Below are 16952 nucleotides of genomic sequence, written 5' to 3'. Positions count from 1 at the left end.
ATGATGCATCCAACATCATTGGAGATACGATCGTGGCAAAACCGGAAAAAGAATGGGAAGATAAGGTAAAAGGGATGCTCAAAGGCGAGCTAAAGCGCCGTGGCCTGTCCTATGCTGAACTCGTGGGGAAGTTGGCTGACATAGGCGTGATGGACTCTGAGCCGAATATCAGGAACAAGCTGAGTCGGGGCAAATTTACGGCGGTGTTTTTGGTGCAATGTCTGGAAGCTATCGGTACATCATCCTTGCGGCTTTCGGATGGCTGATCTTAGCGGCATCACCAGAAAAACAGGCCGCTGATCGCAATCAAGCCGACGCCCAGAATGCCAGCACCGAGGCATTGCGGAACATTGCTACGGCCATTGAGCAGGCGAATGAACGACCAGAGCCAGATGCAGGATGCGAGGCCGGTAAGGACAATCGTCAATCCGATCTTTGCGCCCAGTGGAAGGCTGCTGATGCCGCCAAAGATTCCGCCGATTGGACTAGGCGCACCTTTTGGCTCGGTTGCGTTGGAGCCGTCATAGGTGCTGCCACTTTGATCGCCGCTGGCTTCGCCGCTTGGTATGCCAAGAAAGCCGCTATCGAGACTGAAAAAGGAGCAATGGCCGCCTTGAATGCCGTTGTCGAAACCAGAAAATCTAATGAGATCGCTGAAAAAGCGATCCGCCCTTGGGTTTTTGTTGAGGTTGTAGATACAAACGCCACGAAATGGATGAGTGAAGGCTGGCCATTTGAATTTGGATTCAAATTGACCAACTTCGGTGCAAGCCCCGCTATTATTGATAAGATACTTTGCCAAGTCGTTGCGTATGACATCGTCCCGCCAATGCCGGGACATTTTTATCCCAATCCGACCAACGAGCAAAAGCTGTATCGATCTAGAATCCACAAATTTAACGAAAAACTGAGAGACACCTTGGTCCTTCCTCCATCCGCTGAGAGCCGTAAGTTTTCTGACAGTGGTAATAGGGCCATGGTTATCAATGATAAAACCCCCGAACCCTATCGTAGTCAGCGGGAGACTTTTTTGATGCTTATCTCCATGAACGATTACAGCCATTTCCTTTATGGGAATGTGGTGTATCGAGACGTAAACAACATTATCCACGAAACCGGGTTTTGTTTCCGCCACTCTTTTTCCCATGATTGGATTACAGAAGAGGGCGGCAACGATTACAACTATCGAACTTAAAGACACGCTCTTTACCCCTTAAACGGGGGCACACGCAGCGCGCACAATGGCGAACGTAATCGCCTTGGTGCGTTTGCTACATAATGCCGAGCGCTTCGCCCGGCGTCAGTTGCGGCAGGATGCCGGGCAGGCAACTTGCCATTAAAGATTTGCCCGCACCAGGCGGCCCGACCATCAGCAGGTTGTGTAAAGCACAATGACCGCGACAGGGCATTGATGTGACGTTCGGGATGACCCCACCCTCTCGCCGCGCTGAAAGAGATAGAGCCAGATGGGAAAGCTAAAAGACCTGTACATTGCCCAAGAAGATTTCGACGTTCCCGACCGCGCAGCGGATTGGGATCGCCTGATCGGTACGGACGAGGAAGAACTCGGACCCATGAAGGACCGCCTCGAATGGGACGGCAACCCCGATGTTTTTCCCGACGATAGCGAGCAGTTGCCCTTTTAACCCGACGGGAGGCGGGCAACCCCGCCTCCCCTTTTCCCACGAGCGCCATGCGCGCAACGTGCCCACGCGCCCACGCGCCCACCTATTTGGCCCGAACGGCCAGGAGATTTCCGTGAACGATTTCAACACCCACGTCGCCCTCTATGGTGAGGACGGCAAAGAAGACCTGACACCCATCGGCCTTAGCGCTGATGACCGCGAAGCCTACAATGCCATCCAGGATCGTCCCATCGTGGAGCGGGTCGCTGAGGGCGTTCGCGCAGGCAACCATAAGACCGGTGGCATTGTGGCCTTCCCGGGCGACGCGCGCGGCAACGAGGTGCTGGATGCGCTGCCCGCCAAGGAGCGCAACGGGCACGACCGCCTGTTAGCCGCTGGCTTCCGAGCCACCGCTTATGATTATCCCGATGCTGAAGGGCAGTTGCTGATGCAGGTGGTTCACTATCGTCACGAATCGGAACGCAAGCAGGTCCGCGTGCTGCGCTATTGCGGCCGTAGCGAGACGACGGGGGAGAATGTCTTTTGGTGGACCAGCATCCCTGGCACCCGACCGCTCTGCGGTCTCAATATCCTGGCAGATTGCCCTGAAAGCCTGGTTTTGGTGGTCGAGGGGGAGAAGGCTGCGGCCGCTGCTCGTGTCACGTTCATTGCCGAAAAGGTCATCTGCTGGCCCGGCGGGGCGACGACTGGCGCAATAGATCGCGTGGACATGTCGGCCCTTAACGGTCGCACGGTCGTCGGCTGGCCTGACAACGATCCTGTCGGTCGGAACGGGATGCGCCGCTTTCTTGCGCGCGCTATAGAAGCCGGTGCCAAATCTGCGGCTATGGTGCTGGTCCCCCCGGAGTTCCCGCCCAAGTGGGACTTAGCCGACCAGATTCCTGTGGAACTGCACACCAATCTGTTGTCCGATTTGATCAAGACGGCTCGTCCCATGTCCAAAAGCGAAGCGCGCCAGCTTCTTCACGATCCGGTGAAGAAAGCGGCGGCCCGCCGCATCCTGGGACTGAAGGTGGGTTACAGCCGCGTCGATAAGGACGCGGTGGAAACCTGTCTTTCGCTGATCGACCCGGACGAGTCGGGACACTGGCATCGCATCCTACGCTCGCTCTATTTCGCATTCGGCACGGCTGCCGTCGATATGGCGGACGAATGGTCGCGTCGGGGTGCAAAGTACCGCGAAGGGGAGCCGCAGCGCCTCTTCAACAAATATGCGCAGGACACCGCCTTCACGGCCGACTCCCTGCTGTGGCTTTTCCGTGCCGCCTTCAACGCCAGCCTTGATGTGGGTGACGACAAGCCGAACGTCGCGATCGACTTTGCCGCCTTTGCTCTTGCACATGTGGAAAACATGAACCGCGACCACGCCATCGTGACGCGCGGCAGTCGTACCGTCGTGATGGAGGAGATTTTTGACGAGCGGTTTGATCGTTATACCGTCGACTATCTGCCCAAGCAGGCGTTCCAGGATCGCTACGTCATGAGTGTGCCCGTGGGAACCAGTAAGGAAGGTGACCCGGTGTTTAAGCCCAGGGGTAAGCACTGGTTCGACGACGGCCGCCGTCGTCAGTTCGATCGCATCATGTTCCTGCCGGGGCACGACAAGCCGCAGACTGGCGTCCTGAACAGCTGGCGCGGTTTCGCCGTGGAGGCGGTCGATAACCCAGAAGGCTGGGCACTGTTGAAGCGCCACCTTCGCGAAAACGTCTGCAACCGCGACGATGCTTCGTTCGCCTATCTCATGAACTGGCTGGCCGGTTGCGTACAATGGTTGCGCAAACCGCTGGGCGTGGCGCTTGTGCTGATGGGCTATAAGGGTGCTGGCAAGAGCATCCTGATCCAGTTGCTGGCCCATCTTTTTGGCGAAGCGGCGTTCGTCACGGCGCTGGCTGACGATGTCCTGGGCAAGTTCAACGCCCGCCTTGAGAGCACCCTGCTGCTGGGCCTCGAAGAAGCGGTTGCCGCCAGCAATCGAACCCAGGACGGAATTTTCAAGGATCTGATCACGCGCCCGACGCTTCGGGTAGAAGATAAGTTCTTCTCAAACTGGACCGCGCCGAATCATCTCCGCATGATCATGACCAGCAATAACGACCATGTAGTCCGCGCCGATGCGCGGGAGCGCCGATATGCCGTGTTCGAAGTGACCAATCCCCATCAGGACGACCCTGACGCGCGCCGACGCTATTTTGGCGACCTGATCGAGCAGATGGAAACCGGGGGGTATGAAGCGATGCTGGGCGAGCTGCTTGCTCGTGACATTACCGGTTGGAACCCGGAAAGCATCCCTGAGACGGACGCGCTGCGGCAGCAGAAGCTGTTGAACCTGTCCAATGATCCGGTTGCCGCTTGGTATTTTTCCCGGCTGCAGGACGGCATCAACATCCTGTCGGGTGAGGCCGAGACGCCCGCTTATCCCTGGAGCCAGACCGAAACGCGGTGGGTCCCGGTGGCGGCCGTCATGAAGGACTATCGCTATTTCGCACGCCAACTGGGGCACAGAGGGGACGAGCAGCGCATCAAGACGCGGCTGACGCGCTTTATGCCGCGCGGGTTCGACACCAAGAATTTGCGCGATCCTAACGATCCCAATCGTGGGCAGGCCCGGATGTATCCGTTCCCGCCACTGGCCGAGGCCCGTAAGCTGTTCGAAAGGGCGACGGGTTACACGGTGCCGGTCTCGGAAGAGGGCGGCAGCGGCGAGCGAGCGGTTCCTGACGATGATGGCCCGACCCCCTTTTGATACAATGCTACATTATTACCCCCGCCCCAAATTCTAATTTAAGAATGTGGGGTTGGGCTATTCTAATTTGGCAAGACGCGTCAATAGGGTGGTCGAGCGTAGCAGCGTATCGGGCCGGTTCCCTCAAAAATGAAGCCCCGCCGTCGGGGGGAAGGCGGGGCTTCGATGGGAGCCGAACGGATTGTGCGGGGGGGCAAGTTGATCGCGTCCGACACAGGCATAACCGCCATGCCAATTAGCGGTTCCGCGCTTATCTTGATTATCTTTGCAGCAACGCCGATATTTAGAATACTCGGCGCAGTAGCTGCGGACTGCAGGTGTCACGGATTTACCCCGTGACCGTGAACGCGACAAAATTTTTATCGCAGCCAGCTTCTTTTAATGTGCTGCCTGATCAGGCCAGCGCCTCCTTGCCTAACGTCCACATATCCTCCATCGCGTCGAAGGACCAGCGCCGGTCACCATGCAGGATTAGCCCCAACTGCAGCGTGTCGCGATGCCAACTTATCTCAACCATTCGCTGGCCAGTGTCGGGGTCCCAGGCGGTGATGCGGTCGTAACCGTCGGCGTTGTCGCAGACGCGCTCAGCGTCAAGGGTGATGCCACCAAAGGTGACGGCGCGAGTTGTGTCTTTGGTCATGCCGCCACTTTACAGTTTGCCACCAGCGTTGACCAATGTTGCGTGCCCCTTTTGAACAGGATTTACCCGTGCCGCCCTAACAGCGCCAGCGTGGTGTCGTCGCGCACGCCCCCGAACCAACGTTCCAGCGCGGCGCTGAATAGGCCGCCGCCGCCCGCCGCCTCGAACAGGGTTAGGGACGACCGCAGCTTCATGGCGTCCACATCGCCCAGCACGCCCGCAGCGCTGTTGCCATGCGGCAGGTCCTGCAGCGCCCGCACGCATTCCTGCAGGCGCTGGCCCAGCGTCGCGTGTTCCAGGTAGGCGCGGGCCTGGGCCAGTGATGCGATGCCGTAATGCTGGGCCGTCGGGCTGCGACCCAGACCTGCAAGCTGCGGGAAGACGAACCACATCCAGTGGGTGGTCTTCCTGCCACGGCGCAACTCGGTCAGGGCGGTGGCGTAGGCGGGGTGTTGGGCGTCGAGGAAGCGCTGTAGGTTGTGCGGATCGTTGGTCATACGGCTATGACGCGAAAAGGGCGCGGACGTTCCGAAAAGCCGCTTTGCGCCAATACCGGCCGATCGAGGTAGCGGCTCATGATCTCGAAAGCGGTCTGTAGCTCAGCCTCTCCGGTGCCACTATACCGGACGCTTAGGGAGAAGCGATCGACGCTCTTCGGGGAACAGCGGCACTACCGACAGCAGCTCCTTAGAGAAGCTCTGTCGCATGTGGCCGGAAAACAGCCAGCCGACCTTCTCGCCTTTCGAAAGCGGCTCGATGAAGGGTTGAATGCCGACCTCGTGCATGACCTGGATCCCAACCTCGAATTCGTTGGCCGAGCAGACGACATATTGGTGATCTGTGATGATCGATCGGTCGATCTTGCGGCGGTCGAGTTCAGCGTGAACGAGGGCGCTGAGGACGCCGTGGATAGTTTGGGTGAACAGGTTCCAATTGTCCATTGTCACGAGGATCGGATGAACGGATTTCCCGTTCGGCTTCCAATGGTGATACTGGCCAGCGAGGGCGTCGGACAGCGTTGCGTAGACTTGGCCGATGGCCTTCGCGAGCTTGGCGAGCTGCGTTGTGACAGTGGCGTCGGGAGCGAGGTATTCCTTGGCCGCGCGGCCCATCTTGAGAAGTTTGGTCTCGACGAAGAGCGTGGCGGTATCGTCGACGACGATGAAATCAACGGCGTCCTTCGGCTGCTTCTTCGATCCATACGGTTGCTCTGGCAAAACGGAGAACTTGCCTTTGTTCGCCCGATCCAGGGCTTCCCCGATGTAGGCTTGATAGGCCGGACCCATGTGGGCGCTGAGCACATCGACATCGTGGCCGGCGATATCGAAGTAGAGGCCGTCAGTCATTCGGCGCGCGAGGAGACCTGGGAATGGGCAGATGATCCTTCCATCCTCGAGCCGAATGAGTGGATGTAGCCAGAGGGGATTGAATGCGTATGCCCAATCGCCATTCAAAGACCGGACATCGTGAGCACTTTTCCGAATGAAGGCCAGATCGACGGTCAAATTCTCCATCACTCTGCGAGGATTGAAACCCAGCAACGGAACGACGTTCTCGCACCAATCAGCCGTCATGGCGAAGTGTTCAATGTATGTCGAGAGTGCTGCAAAACCGGACAGAGCGACCTGCTCCGCTGAGAGGCCGTAGACGGAACGGACCACGTCGTTCATTCCAGCGCTACGATAGATCTTCCGTGTCCTGATGAGATCATTGTGACTGACGCCCTGCTGCCAGTGGAATTGGCGGTGGGCGATGCGGGCCATCTCAGACATGATATTGTGCTGATCGATTGTGGACCCATCTACCTCGGCCTTCTTGAGCAGATTGAGCGCCTTTGCGACTTGGTTCCAATCGGTGACATGTTTGCCAACTCGAGGTTGGCAATAGAGGATCACTTCGCGCGATAGAGTATCAAGTTCCCATAGAAAAAAGCCGAGAGCGAGGTTGCTCTTGAGCCCCTTAGGATTCGAGTTGGCGAGATAGGGAGGCAGCCTGCCTCCAAACTCAAGATGGTTGCTCAGGTACCAGATGGCTTGGAGGAACGAGACGCAGTTGTAAGAGCGCAGATAGTTCCGGAGCGGTTTGATGAATTCCATTCCAGATAGGTAACGACGGAGACTTAATACTTCCAGTCTAGCCGTGAGCTTCTGGAACTTTCAGTCAGGCCCACCGATTCGATATTCTCTGACGACGTCGCGTGATCTTCACGAACGTCTCCTTTGCCGTGGCGGCTAATCGAAACCAGCCAGGCCGCTTACGGCCCAGGTCGGCCATTCTCCAATTCCCCGGCACACCAGCCCAAACGTCCCCTACGCGGGCCGAATCCAATGGTTTTGTATTGCTGACCGGCACGGTGCCAGCCCTTGACCTTCGCATCTGGCGGCTGGAATGCTACCGCTTCCTCGCCAGCGTGGCGGAATTGGTAGACGCATCATGCATAGTGGTCCCAGCCGACGGGCTGGGTGCCGGGTTCGATCCCCGGTCGTTGGCATTCTTGGGTTGCAGACCTATGGTAGCGCTTGAACACGTCAGGTGCGGAGGTTCGGCAGCAATTTCCCCCGCACCCCCGCGCCGGTAACGGTTAGAACCCAGCCTTAAGGCCCAAGGCGTAATATTTCGGACCAGCGTTGCCCTTTAGCTTAATCGTCGGCGCGAGCGGGACCGCTACCGTGCCGTAGGGCCGGACCTTGTCGCCACTGAACCGCGCGCCGCCGCCCACTTCCGCCATCAGCGGAATGGAGTAGGTCGCTTCGATCTTGGCATACGCCTTGACCGCTACGTTGTTGCACTCGCTGTCGTTGGCGAATTGACCGGTCTGACCATCACGGCACCGCGTCTGCCCGTTGCTGAAGCTGTCCTGATAATAGCGATCATTGTCGCCTTTATACACAAACGCACCGACGATCGGGCGAAGCGAGAAGCCGCCAAGAGTCAGGCTATAGCCCGCGCCTAGTTCGCCGCCCCAGTGGCCATGCGCGCGCGCGCCATTTACCTCAACCATGATCCCGTTTGCCATGGCGGGCAGGCACGGTGTGGCAATAGCCACCGCGATAGCAGCGCGAAACAACGTCATAATCTTCAAAACAATTTCCCCCTGTCGGCATCTGCGCGACCGGGGGAGGCCATAGAGCAGGTCCGTGCGCGCGCACAACCGCTTGATCCAGAACGGATCAGTCTTGGTCGGCGGCCTTGGGCATAGCCGGTATACCGGGGGGTTAAGCTTCCGCCCGGCGCAGCGCCCGCCGCACTTGCTCGGGATACCACACGCCGCCGTTGGGCGCTGGCACGCCCTGTACGTTTAGCGCCGTAGCCATGGCCCTAATGCTGTTACAGCCTGTAGCCTCCAACTGTCGCAGCAGGGGCAATATCTGCGCCGCCCGCTGGTCGGCCCGTTGGCGCGAAGCCGCGCCGCCCTTTGCCGCCGCCTCCCTGCACCCCGTCAGCAGCGCCGCCGCGCCATTGGGATTACCCAGCCGCACGCCCCGCGCCTTGGCGGCGGCAAGCGCGGCCTTGGTCCGCTGGCTGATCATCTCCCGCTCATGCTCGGCGATGGCCGCCAGTAAGTGAATAGTAAGCCGATTGGCATGGGGCATATCGACCGCAACAAAATCCACCCCACCATTCATAAGTGTCGCGATGGTCAAAACATCGCGGCTAAGCCTATCAAGCTTTGCGATGCACAGCGTTGCCCTGTGGAGCCTACAAGCGGCCAGTGCCGCTGCAAGTTGGGGCCGATCAGCCCTTTTGCCGCTTTCTACCTCCACATACTCAGCGACGATGCGGTGGCCGCCGCCGAGGGCATAACCCTCGACAGCGGCGCGTTGCGCTTCCAACCCCAATCCTGAGCGATTTTGTTTATCCGTTGAGACCCGATAATAGGCGACGATGGCGACCATCGGGCGTCTCCTCGCGTCAAGCCGCTGCCGAACCGCTGGGCGAGCGCTCGCCGACGCCATCATCCGTCTGCGTCATCAAAAATCCGGCCGCAACCGCCCCCTGTACGTAGCCCTGGCTCCATGCCCGATCGCCGCCCTTTGCCTTGGGATGGTCAAAGGCGGGCGTGGCCATCAGGTCGAGCAGCTCGCCCCGGCCAATCGGGCCGTGGGCTTTTACCAGCTCATAGATGGTGCTGTTGACCGTGCCGGGGTTTGGCGTAACGGCACCGATCGTGACCCGCTGCGCTGACACGTCGCGGCCCCGGCGCTGGAAGCCAGCCGCCTTGCGCCGCGTTGCCAAGGCTTGATACGCCCTCTCGTCAGCGTCAGACCACGAGGCCGGAGCAGCCGACTGCATTGGCGCGGCAGGTGCCGACTGATCCTCTGCGCCGGTCGAGGACGGAGAGGCGGAAGCCTCGTCGGCGGAAGCTGGGGGTGCTGTTGGCTCGGTCATGCCCACCATGGCCGCACGTGCGGTGCCGTCGTCAGCCTGCGTCTCGGCATGGTCGCCGGGCGCGCCAGCACCAACGACGGGCAGCGCGGCGGCACCCACTGTGCCGTCGTCAGGCTTCGCGACGGGCGTTGCCGGGAATATGTCCTCCAGGCTCTCGCCCTCAGGCGCGGGCGCGGCGGCTGCCTTTTCCATGGCTTTGCGATGGAGGGTCTTGGGGCTGGCACCCAGCCGTGTGGTCAAAGTATTGCGCGATAGCGCTGAGGTCTTTGTCATGTCGTCGCTCCAGTCTACGGTGCGCCACAGTCTCGTTGGCAACGACTCGATCAACGTTTCATGGAAGAAGTAAAGTGACGTCGGTCAATAGGCGAAGCATCTTGGAACGCCTCGCCGCATAAATGCCTATGGTACCTTGGGGGAATATACCCAGCGGGGCTCCCAGAACGTCAGTGACCGCCTCTCGGCAGCGTCGAAAATTCGAATTTTGATTTTCGACGCTGCCACAATTTCTGCCCTTACAGCTTTCCCGCCGCGTCCGGCGACACTTTTGTATACCGCCCACCAGTTGCTGGTGCTGCCCATGTCTCGCTCCAAGGTTATGAGGATCCCGTTGCTCTCGCACTGGATAAACACTCGGTGGCTTGGTTGATACGCACTGCATAGCTGCCCTAGAAGGCCAGCGATGCCGCCAGCGGAGGGATTAAGGCAATCGTTTTTCTGAATGGCATCCTGCCGTCGGGCGGGATCGCCGTACTTGGCTTGCAGTGACGCCGTCACAACTTCGCGGCACATCCAGCCCACGTCCTTTAGAGCCCCATTCCAACCGAACCTCGCTCAACCCGTTTTCGTTATACGAGCCACGGACGACGGCATATCAATCGTTCGTCAGCTGCGTGCGGCCCTTGGAATAGAGCGCACGCACCTCCTTTGCGGACATGCCGACGCGCGGGTCGTTCCAAATGATCTTGTCCTGCTCGGCATGCCCAGCCGGAATGGCGACGGCCATAACGGCAATGATGGCAGCTGCCCGCGCGCTGCGCTGAATGCTGAAGGCCGCGCATCAGTCGAGCCTCTCGACAGAAGCCGTATCAGTGTGAACCAGATACTGCGCCTTGCCGCGCCTGTCGCGATATAAAGTGCAATGGACCACCAGCGCGTTGGACCCGCGTGGATATATGTCCGTCACCTGACCGCAGAGATAGCCGCGCAGGTTTATAATGGTGGCTGCGGTATCCTGGCCGGACTGAGAAGGAGGAGTCTGCTGGCTTTTGACCTTGGGCTTACCGCAAGCATTTACCGGGTTTTGCTTCACCTTGACGATCGGGTCTATAGTCCGCGTCTCCGAGAAAACCTGCGTCCGCCGAACACCATCTGCAGTCCCGGCAGTAGGGTCGATTTCGGAATAGATCAGTGTTGCTTCCGCCGTGGCGACGCGATGCGGAAACTTCTCGAACTTATAGTTGGCTTGCATATGCAGCGGATCGGGGGCGGCGGTATCCATCACCTGCGTCTCGTCGGTCTCTGCCCGGCTACGACAACCCCGCTCGTCCACCACCGTGATGACGGGCTGATACCATCCGCCGAGACCGGGCGTCACGTTAGCAACCAGTTTGAACTGATAGCCCTGCTTGTCGGCAAGTGGCTCCAGCGACCACTGAACATCCTGAGCAGCGGGTCGTGGCTCCGAGCAGCCAGCCAGCATGATAGCGGTGCTTGTCGCGATTGCTGCAAATGTAGATCGGTTGGTCCTCATGCTCGTCCCCTGTCGCGGGACCACGCGCTACATCCACCCCGGCGTCGCCCCATGTTGATGTTGGGGCGACGGCCGAAAGCCGGATGTTGGAAACCTGGAGAAACCCACAGGCGCATGCGCCTTTACCGGCAGAACCGGCTGGACATGCGCGCATGCCACCCGGCCCCAGAAAATCTGTGACCGGCTGGTTTCTTCAGAGGTTTCCACGCCCCACCGCTGTCTCCAGCGGTGCCGACCTTCTGCCGCTTGCCCAGTGGCTTGGCAAGTGACGACGGGCGGCACCATGTTTTGGCTACACGAGAGCCACGGAGATGCCGCAGCGAAGAAGGCCAAGGCCCGCCTCTGCTACGGTGCTACATAAAATGTCATGATTGAATTTCGATGTTGAGTAAGTGGACTGGCTAGGCAGCCCGGGCCCGCTTACCAACAGCCGCGTCAGATAGTCCTGATCCAGCGTAGCACGGTAACACCAGGCTTGGCGAACGTCGTGCGTTAGAGCCAGCGGCTTTCAGCGCCCGCCTGCGCCGCGCCCGCCCTTTTAATCCACAGCTCGCTTGTACGCTCCACAACAATCAGCGCGGGTGGATAGCGCCTGGCTTGGAACCCGATCACGTCGTCCATGTCGCCTTGCAGCCAGCGATCGTGCTCGTCAGGATGCAACAGTACCGGCATGCGATCGTGGTAAGGCCGCACCGCTTCGTTACAGCCTGTCATTAGGCCCGTGTACACTGGCCCCCACTCCACGCTTTCGCGCCAGAAACCCGCCCAAGCAAATATAGGCTGGTCCTTTACCGAAAACCAAGTTCGCGTCTTGCGCCGGGGCTCGCCCTCCGCCTCCGCGAAGCCAGTGGCAGGTATAATGCAGCGCCAGCGCGGCTTGGGCGCGATACCGCGCCACATAGGCTTGGCCAGGTCCGCCACGTTATTTACCGGCAGTGGCTTTATCGGCTGGCCAGAGCGCTTGCTTTTCTGTGGCAGCGGAAAGCCCCAGGTCATGGACTGCACAACGCGCTGGCCCTCTAACTCCCGCACAACCAACCCTGGATGGCCGGGCACAGTCTCGTCGGGAGAGTTCGTCGCCAGCGGCGGCGCAGCGCCGAATAGCGAGGCAACCTCGGCCGCGCTCGTGCGAAGGGTGTAGAGGTTGCACATGCGGTGAAAAGGTCGCGCCACAAGCCGGGGTTGTCAATGTCGGTAGTGCGCCACTTGTTGCCGTCCAACGGGTAATTTCTGTTTCCTGGAACCGGTCATTCGTTCAGGTTCAGGCGTTAGAAAAGCAGACGGTCGGACGCCGACCATTTTTGGACCTTGAAAACTATCTCGTAGATACCTCAAAGCGGTCATTGAGCGAGCATGACGACGTCAAAATTTCACAAATCTAGGGCGAACTAATGGCTAAAGCGAAGGGACTGGAAACCGAACAAGACGATGTTTTTAGCGATTTAAACCGCCTCAATTCGATGATTGCTGATCTTGACGAAAGAGCGCTGATACTGTCTCTCGCGGCCTTCGCAGAAGAGGCTCTGCGCGATTTAATCCAAGCATACCTTATACCGGGTGAGTCGGCAGAAAAGCTTCTTGATGGCTTTAACGCCCCACTGGGCACGTTCTCAGCCCGCCTCCGCATGGCAGATGCACTCGGTCTGTTGACGCCCCACCAAGCCAGCGACTTTGATAGGCTCCGCAAAATTCGGAATGAGTTTGCCCACAACTGGTTACCAGTTTCGTTCACCGACCAAAACATCGCATCCCACATTCAAGCGCTCAACTTCCATTTTCTGGACGATCAATTCCCAGAGACGCCGGGCGAAAAAGTTCGAACGTCGATCAGTACGCTGCTGCTGGAAATCAGAGTGACTACGGGTCAAACGCGCAAACGAGGTGGTGCGGCCCTTCGTGGCCAGCACATACTGGCAGGAGTGCCGGGCGACTTGGATGAGCAGATGAAAATTTGCCGGCGGCGATTGATAGAAATCCGCGACGAACTGCGTCTGGCGAAAGGAGATCGCAGGAGGTTTCTTTTAGCTTCTAAGCATCGCTGGGAAGGTAAATTGGAGATTGTTCGCTTAAATGCAGGCGAAAGAAACGCGGAGGTGCGGGCAATTCAAGTAGAACTAGATGCTTGGAATCGCGGTCCTGAGTACTAGCCGCACCTCTCACCTGAAACGGTCGGAGAAGTAATTATAAGATCCGCTAGGCGTTTCCTCGCTGGACATCCACTTTCGCAGTTCGAACACCAAAACCTGCCTTTCCGCCATCCACCCATTATGACGCCCGCCCGACCATTGCGGCGGGAGTTATGGCAACGCCGAACATCCACAGCCCCTCGTCTCCCCAAAAAGACCGTCACAGCGTAGCAGCGTAGCGTAGGCCACCAATTGTTAACGCCAAACGCTCAAGGTCAGCAGGGATGTGGAGGCAAGCATATGATCCTGAAATACTGGCCCTGACGCATGATCTTGGCTGCAATCCTTGTTTCGACAATAGCCATCGTCTGCGCCGTGTTTGCGCTGGACATGCCAGAGCCAAGCCGCAGCGGTCGCTACGCTGCGCTGCACGGCGTGCTGGGGCAAAACGGCATGATGGTGCTTTTACTGGGACTAGCGGCGATCTTCGCACACTGTGCGATAAAGCTAGTGGTGCTTGTGGCTTCTGGCTGCGTGGCAGCGGAGAGCGACGACACCGGCGTGCGCCTGCGCAGCGCGGGACATCCCATCGCTTTGGGCTGGGCCGACATATACAGGGTCGAGCGTAAGGAGATAGGCGGCAGAAACAAAGTCCCCGTCGTCGTGCTTCATCACGCGCCCAAACGCGCGGGACTCTTCGGCAGCAGACGCACCAGCACCCTGATCCCGAGACTGCTGACCGCAGACGAATGGGAGTTTGAGAATTGGCTAACGACGGTAGACGCGCGGATCACTTCCGGGTCGCAGGTCAGCAACGACGCTCGGCCAGCGTAACCGTGGCAAAATTTGTTACGTTGCTACGTTAATACCCCCTATCTACATTCGATTTTAATGAGAAGATCGGGTGGCAACAGTCGGCATGGATATGCCGTCGTGTCTCGATGCCCTGACCTAATGTAGCAACGTAACAGGCCAGCCAGCCATGCCTAAGCATCGCCCGATTATTCTAGAAGGACTGCTGCTGCTGGACGGCCGCCAGCTCGTCTTGCGCATGCCCGACGGCGGACAGTGGCGATTGCTGGCGCTGGGTAAGCACGAGCGTCTGCTGGGGTCCACGGTGCGCGTCGAGGGCGTGCGCGAGGGCCACGATGTGGTTGCAGTGGAAAAGATGGGCTTGGCTTGAAGGCGGCGACAACAAATCTTTTACCCACGCGCGGCATTATGCCGGACCATGTCCTTCAAGAAGCCATTCCGCGCGGTGCCAGTTCGCTATGGGGCCTACTACGCGGCCCAGCGACGCCTGCGGCGACGCGGATATATTGCTCTACGGCTGGTGGCCGTTGTGGCAGTTGGCATTGCCATAGGAGCGGCGTCTCTGTTTGTTGGCGGCAAACGCGATCAGCAAAATACCGTGCCGACTGGCAGCCCTCTGGCTCTCGCCGACACCGTACCCTACTCACCCGCACCCAGCATGTCAGCCGCAGAGCTTGACGCACAGCAACCCGCGTCCGGCGGCGTAGGGACCGCGACACACGTCCGCCCCCTGCCCGTAGCCAGCGCCGGATGGTCCTACCGTAATTGCGCCCAGGCCAGAGCCGCCGGTGCCGCGCCACTGTACGCCGGACAGCCAGGATACGGTCCACATATGGATGGCGACGCTGACGGCATAGCTTGCGAGCCCTATCGGGGACAGCAATGACCTTTCATTCCCGCCCGTTGGCCGTCCGTCTGCCATAGCCGTCGCGCCGTCTGCCACCCATGTGGCACAGTAGGCGGCGAAGGGGTGGCAGACTAAACCACTCTAACAGCTCGCTAATTTCCGGTCTGCCATAGCTGCCATAGCTTATCTCTTTAATATTGCGGGGGAGATATACCGGTAGAGTAATGTAGCACCGAAGAGCCCGCCCTATATATGTAGACAGTCGAAGCCTCCAGCTATGGCAGCTATGGCAGACGCTCTACAACCCGCGCAAAAGCTCGGTTTTTTCTGCCACTGTTGGGATGTCCAGCCGTGGCACCGGTATGGCAGAGCCATGGCAGGCGGCGACAGTCGACCTTGCGTGTTAGCCCGGGCACCGGGCCTTGGGAGCCAAGTCTGCCTTTAATCGTTATGCTCGCTTACCAAAGGGAGAGACGGAATGAAGCGCACATCCACTATAGCAGCGGCTATCGGCCTGAGCCTGGCGCTGGCCGCCTGCGGCGGCAAGGGTGACGACAAGCTTGGCGAGCAGGTGCAGGAGGCAGCCGAGAACAAGGCCGACAAAATGGACGCCATGGCGGATAACATGAGCGGCACGGCCGAGGACATGATGCAAGCCAACGCTGACGCGACCCGAGAGGCAGGCGACGCCAAGGAAGAGGCCATCGACGACGCCGACGTTAACGCTGACGCGCTGACCCCGGCAGAGCGGGCGAAGATTGTAAATGGCAACTGACAGGATCTGGGCACCGAATTAAACCTTCGGTGCCCCTCTCGAGGTTTGTAAGTTCGCCCGCTTAAGCTCGGCCAGCGACGACCGTTCGTCGATGGCGTCATGTCGGCACTTTACTCTTTCACCTCGGCGTGCGCCAACATACAGCTAGGGTCTATGCAACTACGAGAACCGCATGCCAGAGCCTGATCCCGAAATATTCGAATCCCCGCTCTCGCGCACCGTAAGCCGCGACGGCATAACCGTTCGTGTCCACATATTTCGCTTGGAGAGCGAGCGTCTATGGGGCTTAGAGGTTATCAACGACTGCGGCACGTCCATCGTGTGGGACCAGATGTTCAACATTGACACCGCCGCCTTCGAAGCATTTGCACGGGCGGTGGTCACCGAGGGGATGGCGACGTTTCTCGACGACGAGGACGACGTGCCAGCCGGGGCGACCCTACACTGAATACCGCCACTTTATTCCTCTGCTCGGCCCGTCGCAAAAAACAGGGTTAACGAAGCATCCGTGTTGAACCATTTGTGCGGTCGCAACATTGTGCATGCCGATGACCCTGGAAAACCAAATTCTTCAGCATTTGGGGGCTGGCCCCATTCCTCTTCCAGAGTTGGCTGAGCTGAGCGACGAAGCGTTCCACCAGACCATAGCCGTAATGGAAGCGCGGCGTCAGATTTGCGTGCGCGACCAACAGGTTGCCCTTTTCTGGCATCGACACATGATTTTCAGCGGTGGGCAGCGCCCTTTTCAGAGTGTGCCACGCACACCTGCCTGACGCGACGGTCGCCGGCATGTATGGGCGGGCAGCTATGACGGTCAGTCCGCAATATGCGTCAGCCGCGCGTCAAACCGTACGCCCGGTACGTGCTTAGACGTGCCGCGCAGCCGCAGTGTGGCGTCGTCAGTCCGGCCGCCAATTTCCACCACGATGTTGTTAAATCCCAGCACGTTCATAACAGCACCGGGCACCCGCCGATGCTGCGTCACGCTGACCTGCATGGTCAGCAAGTCGCCGTCCTCCTCGTACGTGCCCACGTATGCGTTGCCGCTGTCGCCGCCGCGCAGCTTGCCACCTTCCTGCAGGACCAAGACGCCGAAGTCGACGCCGTAGCTGGAGGTGAACGCGATCTTGTATAGGCCGGTTGGGAGGGACATTCTCGGGCTCCTGCTGTTGGGCAGCGGGGCCGGAGGGCTGGGCGTGGGGCCGGGTCCGGTCCGGCTGGGT

Annotated in this window: 21 protein-coding genes, 1 tRNA gene and 1 pseudogene; 12 read left to right on the top strand and 11 right to left on the bottom strand. The window is 59.3% G+C overall.

Annotation, left to right across the window (positions count from 1 at the left end):
* Positions 1-32: 32 nt before the first annotated feature.
* Positions 33-266 (top strand): DUF6471 domain-containing protein, encoded by a 234-nt coding sequence (locus tag SPBM01_RS19985; RefSeq protein WP_223177751.1) that lies wholly within the window; start codon positions 33-35, stop codon positions 264-266.
* On the top strand, positions 218-1195 hold the full coding sequence (locus SPBM01_RS19980) for a hypothetical protein (RefSeq protein ID WP_188063205.1): 978 nt from the start codon (positions 218-220) through the stop codon (positions 1193-1195). The genes SPBM01_RS19985 and SPBM01_RS19980 overlap by 49 nt, the downstream gene beginning before the upstream one ends.
* A gap of 88 nt (positions 1196-1283) precedes the next feature.
* On the opposite strand, the pseudogene SPBM01_RS19975 reads toward SPBM01_RS19980, so the two are convergent.
* Positions 1284-1382, bottom strand: a pseudogene (locus SPBM01_RS19975) (ATP-binding protein); the annotation flags it as partial.
* Between the two features lie 84 nt (positions 1383-1466).
* On the opposite strand from SPBM01_RS19975, the gene SPBM01_RS19970 reads away from it, so the two are divergent.
* Together SPBM01_RS19970 and SPBM01_RS19965 are read left to right on the top strand one after the other, a co-directional pair.
* Positions 1467-1646 (top strand): hypothetical protein, encoded by a 180-nt coding sequence (locus SPBM01_RS19970; protein WP_188063204.1) that lies wholly within the window; start codon positions 1467-1469, stop codon positions 1644-1646.
* Positions 1647-1758: 112 nt separating this feature from the next.
* Complete coding sequence (locus SPBM01_RS19965; protein WP_188063203.1) at positions 1759-4389, top strand: DUF5906 domain-containing protein; 2631 nt, start codon at positions 1759-1761, stop codon at positions 4387-4389.
* A gap of 394 nt (positions 4390-4783) precedes the next feature.
* On the opposite strand, the gene SPBM01_RS19960 is transcribed toward SPBM01_RS19965, so the two are convergent.
* From SPBM01_RS19960 to SPBM01_RS19950, 3 genes are all read right to left on the bottom strand, one after another.
* Complete coding sequence (locus SPBM01_RS19960) at positions 4784-5029, bottom strand: hypothetical protein (protein ID WP_188063202.1); 246 nt, start codon at positions 5027-5029, stop codon at positions 4784-4786.
* A gap of 62 nt (positions 5030-5091) precedes the next feature.
* Positions 5092-5526 carry a DUF1810 domain-containing protein gene (locus SPBM01_RS19955; protein ID WP_188063201.1) on the bottom strand — a complete coding sequence of 145 codons (435 nt, stop codon included), beginning with the start codon at positions 5524-5526 and terminating at the stop codon, positions 5092-5094.
* 120 nt (positions 5527-5646) lie between these two features.
* Entirely contained in the window at positions 5647-7125 is a 1479-nt protein-coding gene (locus SPBM01_RS19950) for a hypothetical protein (protein ID WP_188063200.1), read from the bottom strand.
* A gap of 308 nt (positions 7126-7433) precedes the next feature.
* Here SPBM01_RS19950 and SPBM01_RS19945 point away from each other — a divergent pair.
* Positions 7434-7520: transfer RNA gene (locus SPBM01_RS19945), tRNA-Met, on the top strand.
* 90 nt (positions 7521-7610) lie between these two features.
* Here SPBM01_RS19945 and SPBM01_RS19940 read toward each other — a convergent pair.
* The 6 genes from SPBM01_RS19940 to SPBM01_RS19920 form a co-directional block, all read right to left on the bottom strand.
* The gene (locus tag SPBM01_RS19940) at positions 7611-8102 is read right to left on the bottom strand and encodes a hypothetical protein (RefSeq protein WP_262504463.1); all 492 of its coding nucleotides are present in this window, start codon (positions 8100-8102) and stop codon (positions 7611-7613) included.
* Between the two features lie 142 nt (positions 8103-8244).
* Positions 8245-8925: a recombinase family protein gene (locus SPBM01_RS19935; RefSeq protein WP_188063199.1), complete on the bottom strand. Its 681-nt coding sequence runs from the start codon at positions 8923-8925 to the stop codon at positions 8245-8247.
* A 16-nt stretch (positions 8926-8941) separates the two neighbouring features.
* Positions 8942-9691 (bottom strand): hypothetical protein, encoded by a 750-nt coding sequence (locus SPBM01_RS19930; RefSeq protein WP_188063198.1) that lies wholly within the window; start codon positions 9689-9691, stop codon positions 8942-8944.
* A gap of 598 nt (positions 9692-10289) precedes the next feature.
* Positions 10290-10421 (bottom strand): hypothetical protein, encoded by a 132-nt coding sequence (locus SPBM01_RS22055; RefSeq protein ID WP_262504273.1) that lies wholly within the window; start codon positions 10419-10421, stop codon positions 10290-10292.
* Positions 10422-10475: 54 nt separating this feature from the next.
* Positions 10476-11168 (bottom strand): hypothetical protein, encoded by a 693-nt coding sequence (locus SPBM01_RS19925; RefSeq protein ID WP_188063197.1) that lies wholly within the window; start codon positions 11166-11168, stop codon positions 10476-10478.
* Positions 11169-11660: 492 nt separating this feature from the next.
* Positions 11661-12320: an SOS response-associated peptidase gene (locus SPBM01_RS19920; protein ID WP_188063196.1), complete on the bottom strand. Its 660-nt coding sequence runs from the start codon at positions 12318-12320 to the stop codon at positions 11661-11663.
* A gap of 239 nt (positions 12321-12559) precedes the next feature.
* On the opposite strand from SPBM01_RS19920, the gene SPBM01_RS19915 reads away from it, so the two are divergent.
* The 7 genes from SPBM01_RS19915 (at position 12560) to SPBM01_RS19885 (ending at position 16502) form a co-directional block, all read left to right on the top strand.
* Positions 12560-13315: a transcriptional regulator gene (locus SPBM01_RS19915; RefSeq protein ID WP_188063195.1), complete on the top strand. Its 756-nt coding sequence runs from the start codon at positions 12560-12562 to the stop codon at positions 13313-13315.
* Between the two features lie 306 nt (positions 13316-13621).
* Positions 13622-14128, top strand: a complete 507-nt coding sequence (locus tag SPBM01_RS19910; protein ID WP_188063194.1) for a hypothetical protein — start codon at positions 13622-13624, stop codon at positions 14126-14128.
* 148 nt (positions 14129-14276) lie between these two features.
* Entirely contained in the window at positions 14277-14477 is a 201-nt protein-coding gene (locus tag SPBM01_RS19905; protein ID WP_188063193.1) for a DUF5818 domain-containing protein, read from the top strand.
* Positions 14478-14525: 48 nt separating this feature from the next.
* On the top strand, positions 14526-14993 hold the full coding sequence (locus tag SPBM01_RS22130) for an excalibur calcium-binding domain-containing protein (protein ID WP_316724700.1): 468 nt from the start codon (positions 14526-14528) through the stop codon (positions 14991-14993).
* Positions 14994-15432: 439 nt separating this feature from the next.
* On the top strand, positions 15433-15729 hold the full coding sequence (locus tag SPBM01_RS19895; RefSeq protein WP_188063192.1) for a hypothetical protein: 297 nt from the start codon (positions 15433-15435) through the stop codon (positions 15727-15729).
* A gap of 172 nt (positions 15730-15901) precedes the next feature.
* Complete coding sequence (locus SPBM01_RS19890) at positions 15902-16177, top strand: hypothetical protein (RefSeq protein ID WP_188063191.1); 276 nt, start codon at positions 15902-15904, stop codon at positions 16175-16177.
* Positions 16178-16271: 94 nt separating this feature from the next.
* Positions 16272-16502: a hypothetical protein gene (locus SPBM01_RS19885; RefSeq protein ID WP_223177750.1), complete on the top strand. Its 231-nt coding sequence runs from the start codon at positions 16272-16274 to the stop codon at positions 16500-16502.
* A 41-nt stretch (positions 16503-16543) separates the two neighbouring features.
* On the opposite strand, the gene SPBM01_RS19880 is transcribed toward SPBM01_RS19885, so the two are convergent.
* Positions 16544-16882: a hypothetical protein gene (locus tag SPBM01_RS19880; RefSeq protein WP_188063189.1), complete on the bottom strand. Its 339-nt coding sequence runs from the start codon at positions 16880-16882 to the stop codon at positions 16544-16546.
* Positions 16883-16952 lie beyond the last annotated feature (70 nt).

This window comes from Sphingobium sp. KCTC 72723 (genome assembly GCF_014280435.1).
Classification (GTDB): Bacteria; Pseudomonadota; Alphaproteobacteria; order Sphingomonadales; family Sphingomonadaceae; genus Sphingobium.
The sequence above is the reverse complement of the archived record's forward strand: the minus strand, read 5'-3'. Positions and strand labels throughout refer to the sequence as shown.

What these genes read in the sequence shown, in the direction of transcription:
- SPBM01_RS19980 (WP_188063205.1), top strand. Translation starts at nt 218, where the DNA reads ATGTCTGGAAGCTATCGGTACATCATCCTTGCGGCTTTCGGATGGCTG.
- SPBM01_RS19970 (WP_188063204.1), top strand. Translation starts at nt 1,467, where the DNA reads ATGGGAAAGCTAAAAGACCTGTACATTGCCCAAGAAGATTTCGACGTT.
- SPBM01_RS19960 (WP_188063202.1), bottom strand. Translation starts at nt 5,029, where the DNA reads ATGACCAAAGACACAACTCGCGCCGTCACCTTTGGTGGCATCACCCTT.
- SPBM01_RS19955 (WP_188063201.1), bottom strand. Translation starts at nt 5,526, where the DNA reads ATGACCAACGATCCGCACAACCTACAGCGCTTCCTCGACGCCCAACAC.
- SPBM01_RS19950 (WP_188063200.1), bottom strand. Translation starts at nt 7,125, where the DNA reads ATGGAATTCATCAAACCGCTCCGGAACTATCTGCGCTCTTACAACTGC.
- SPBM01_RS19940 (WP_262504463.1), bottom strand. Translation starts at nt 8,102, where the DNA reads ATGACGTTGTTTCGCGCTGCTATCGCGGTGGCTATTGCCACACCGTGC.
- SPBM01_RS19935 (WP_188063199.1), bottom strand. Translation starts at nt 8,925, where the DNA reads ATGGTCGCCATCGTCGCCTATTATCGGGTCTCAACGGATAAACAAAAT.
- SPBM01_RS19930 (WP_188063198.1), bottom strand. Translation starts at nt 9,691, where the DNA reads ATGACAAAGACCTCAGCGCTATCGCGCAATACTTTGACCACACGGCTG.
- SPBM01_RS22055 (WP_262504273.1), bottom strand. Translation starts at nt 10,421, where the DNA reads ATGGCCGTCGCCATTCCGGCTGGGCATGCCGAGCAGGACAAGATCATT.
- SPBM01_RS19925 (WP_188063197.1), bottom strand. Translation starts at nt 11,168, where the DNA reads ATGAGGACCAACCGATCTACATTTGCAGCAATCGCGACAAGCACCGCT.
- SPBM01_RS19920 (WP_188063196.1), bottom strand. Translation starts at nt 12,320, where the DNA reads ATGTGCAACCTCTACACCCTTCGCACGAGCGCGGCCGAGGTTGCCTCG.
- SPBM01_RS19915 (WP_188063195.1), top strand. Translation starts at nt 12,560, where the DNA reads ATGGCTAAAGCGAAGGGACTGGAAACCGAACAAGACGATGTTTTTAGC.
- SPBM01_RS19910 (WP_188063194.1), top strand. Translation starts at nt 13,622, where the DNA reads ATGATCTTGGCTGCAATCCTTGTTTCGACAATAGCCATCGTCTGCGCC.
- SPBM01_RS19905 (WP_188063193.1), top strand. Translation starts at nt 14,277, where the DNA reads ATGCCTAAGCATCGCCCGATTATTCTAGAAGGACTGCTGCTGCTGGAC.
- SPBM01_RS22130 (WP_316724700.1), top strand. Translation starts at nt 14,526, where the DNA reads ATGTCCTTCAAGAAGCCATTCCGCGCGGTGCCAGTTCGCTATGGGGCC.
- SPBM01_RS19895 (WP_188063192.1), top strand. Translation starts at nt 15,433, where the DNA reads ATGAAGCGCACATCCACTATAGCAGCGGCTATCGGCCTGAGCCTGGCG.
- SPBM01_RS19890 (WP_188063191.1), top strand. Translation starts at nt 15,902, where the DNA reads ATGCCAGAGCCTGATCCCGAAATATTCGAATCCCCGCTCTCGCGCACC.
- SPBM01_RS19885 (WP_223177750.1), top strand. Translation starts at nt 16,272, where the DNA reads ATGCCGATGACCCTGGAAAACCAAATTCTTCAGCATTTGGGGGCTGGC.
- SPBM01_RS19880 (WP_188063189.1), bottom strand. Translation starts at nt 16,882, where the DNA reads ATGTCCCTCCCAACCGGCCTATACAAGATCGCGTTCACCTCCAGCTAC.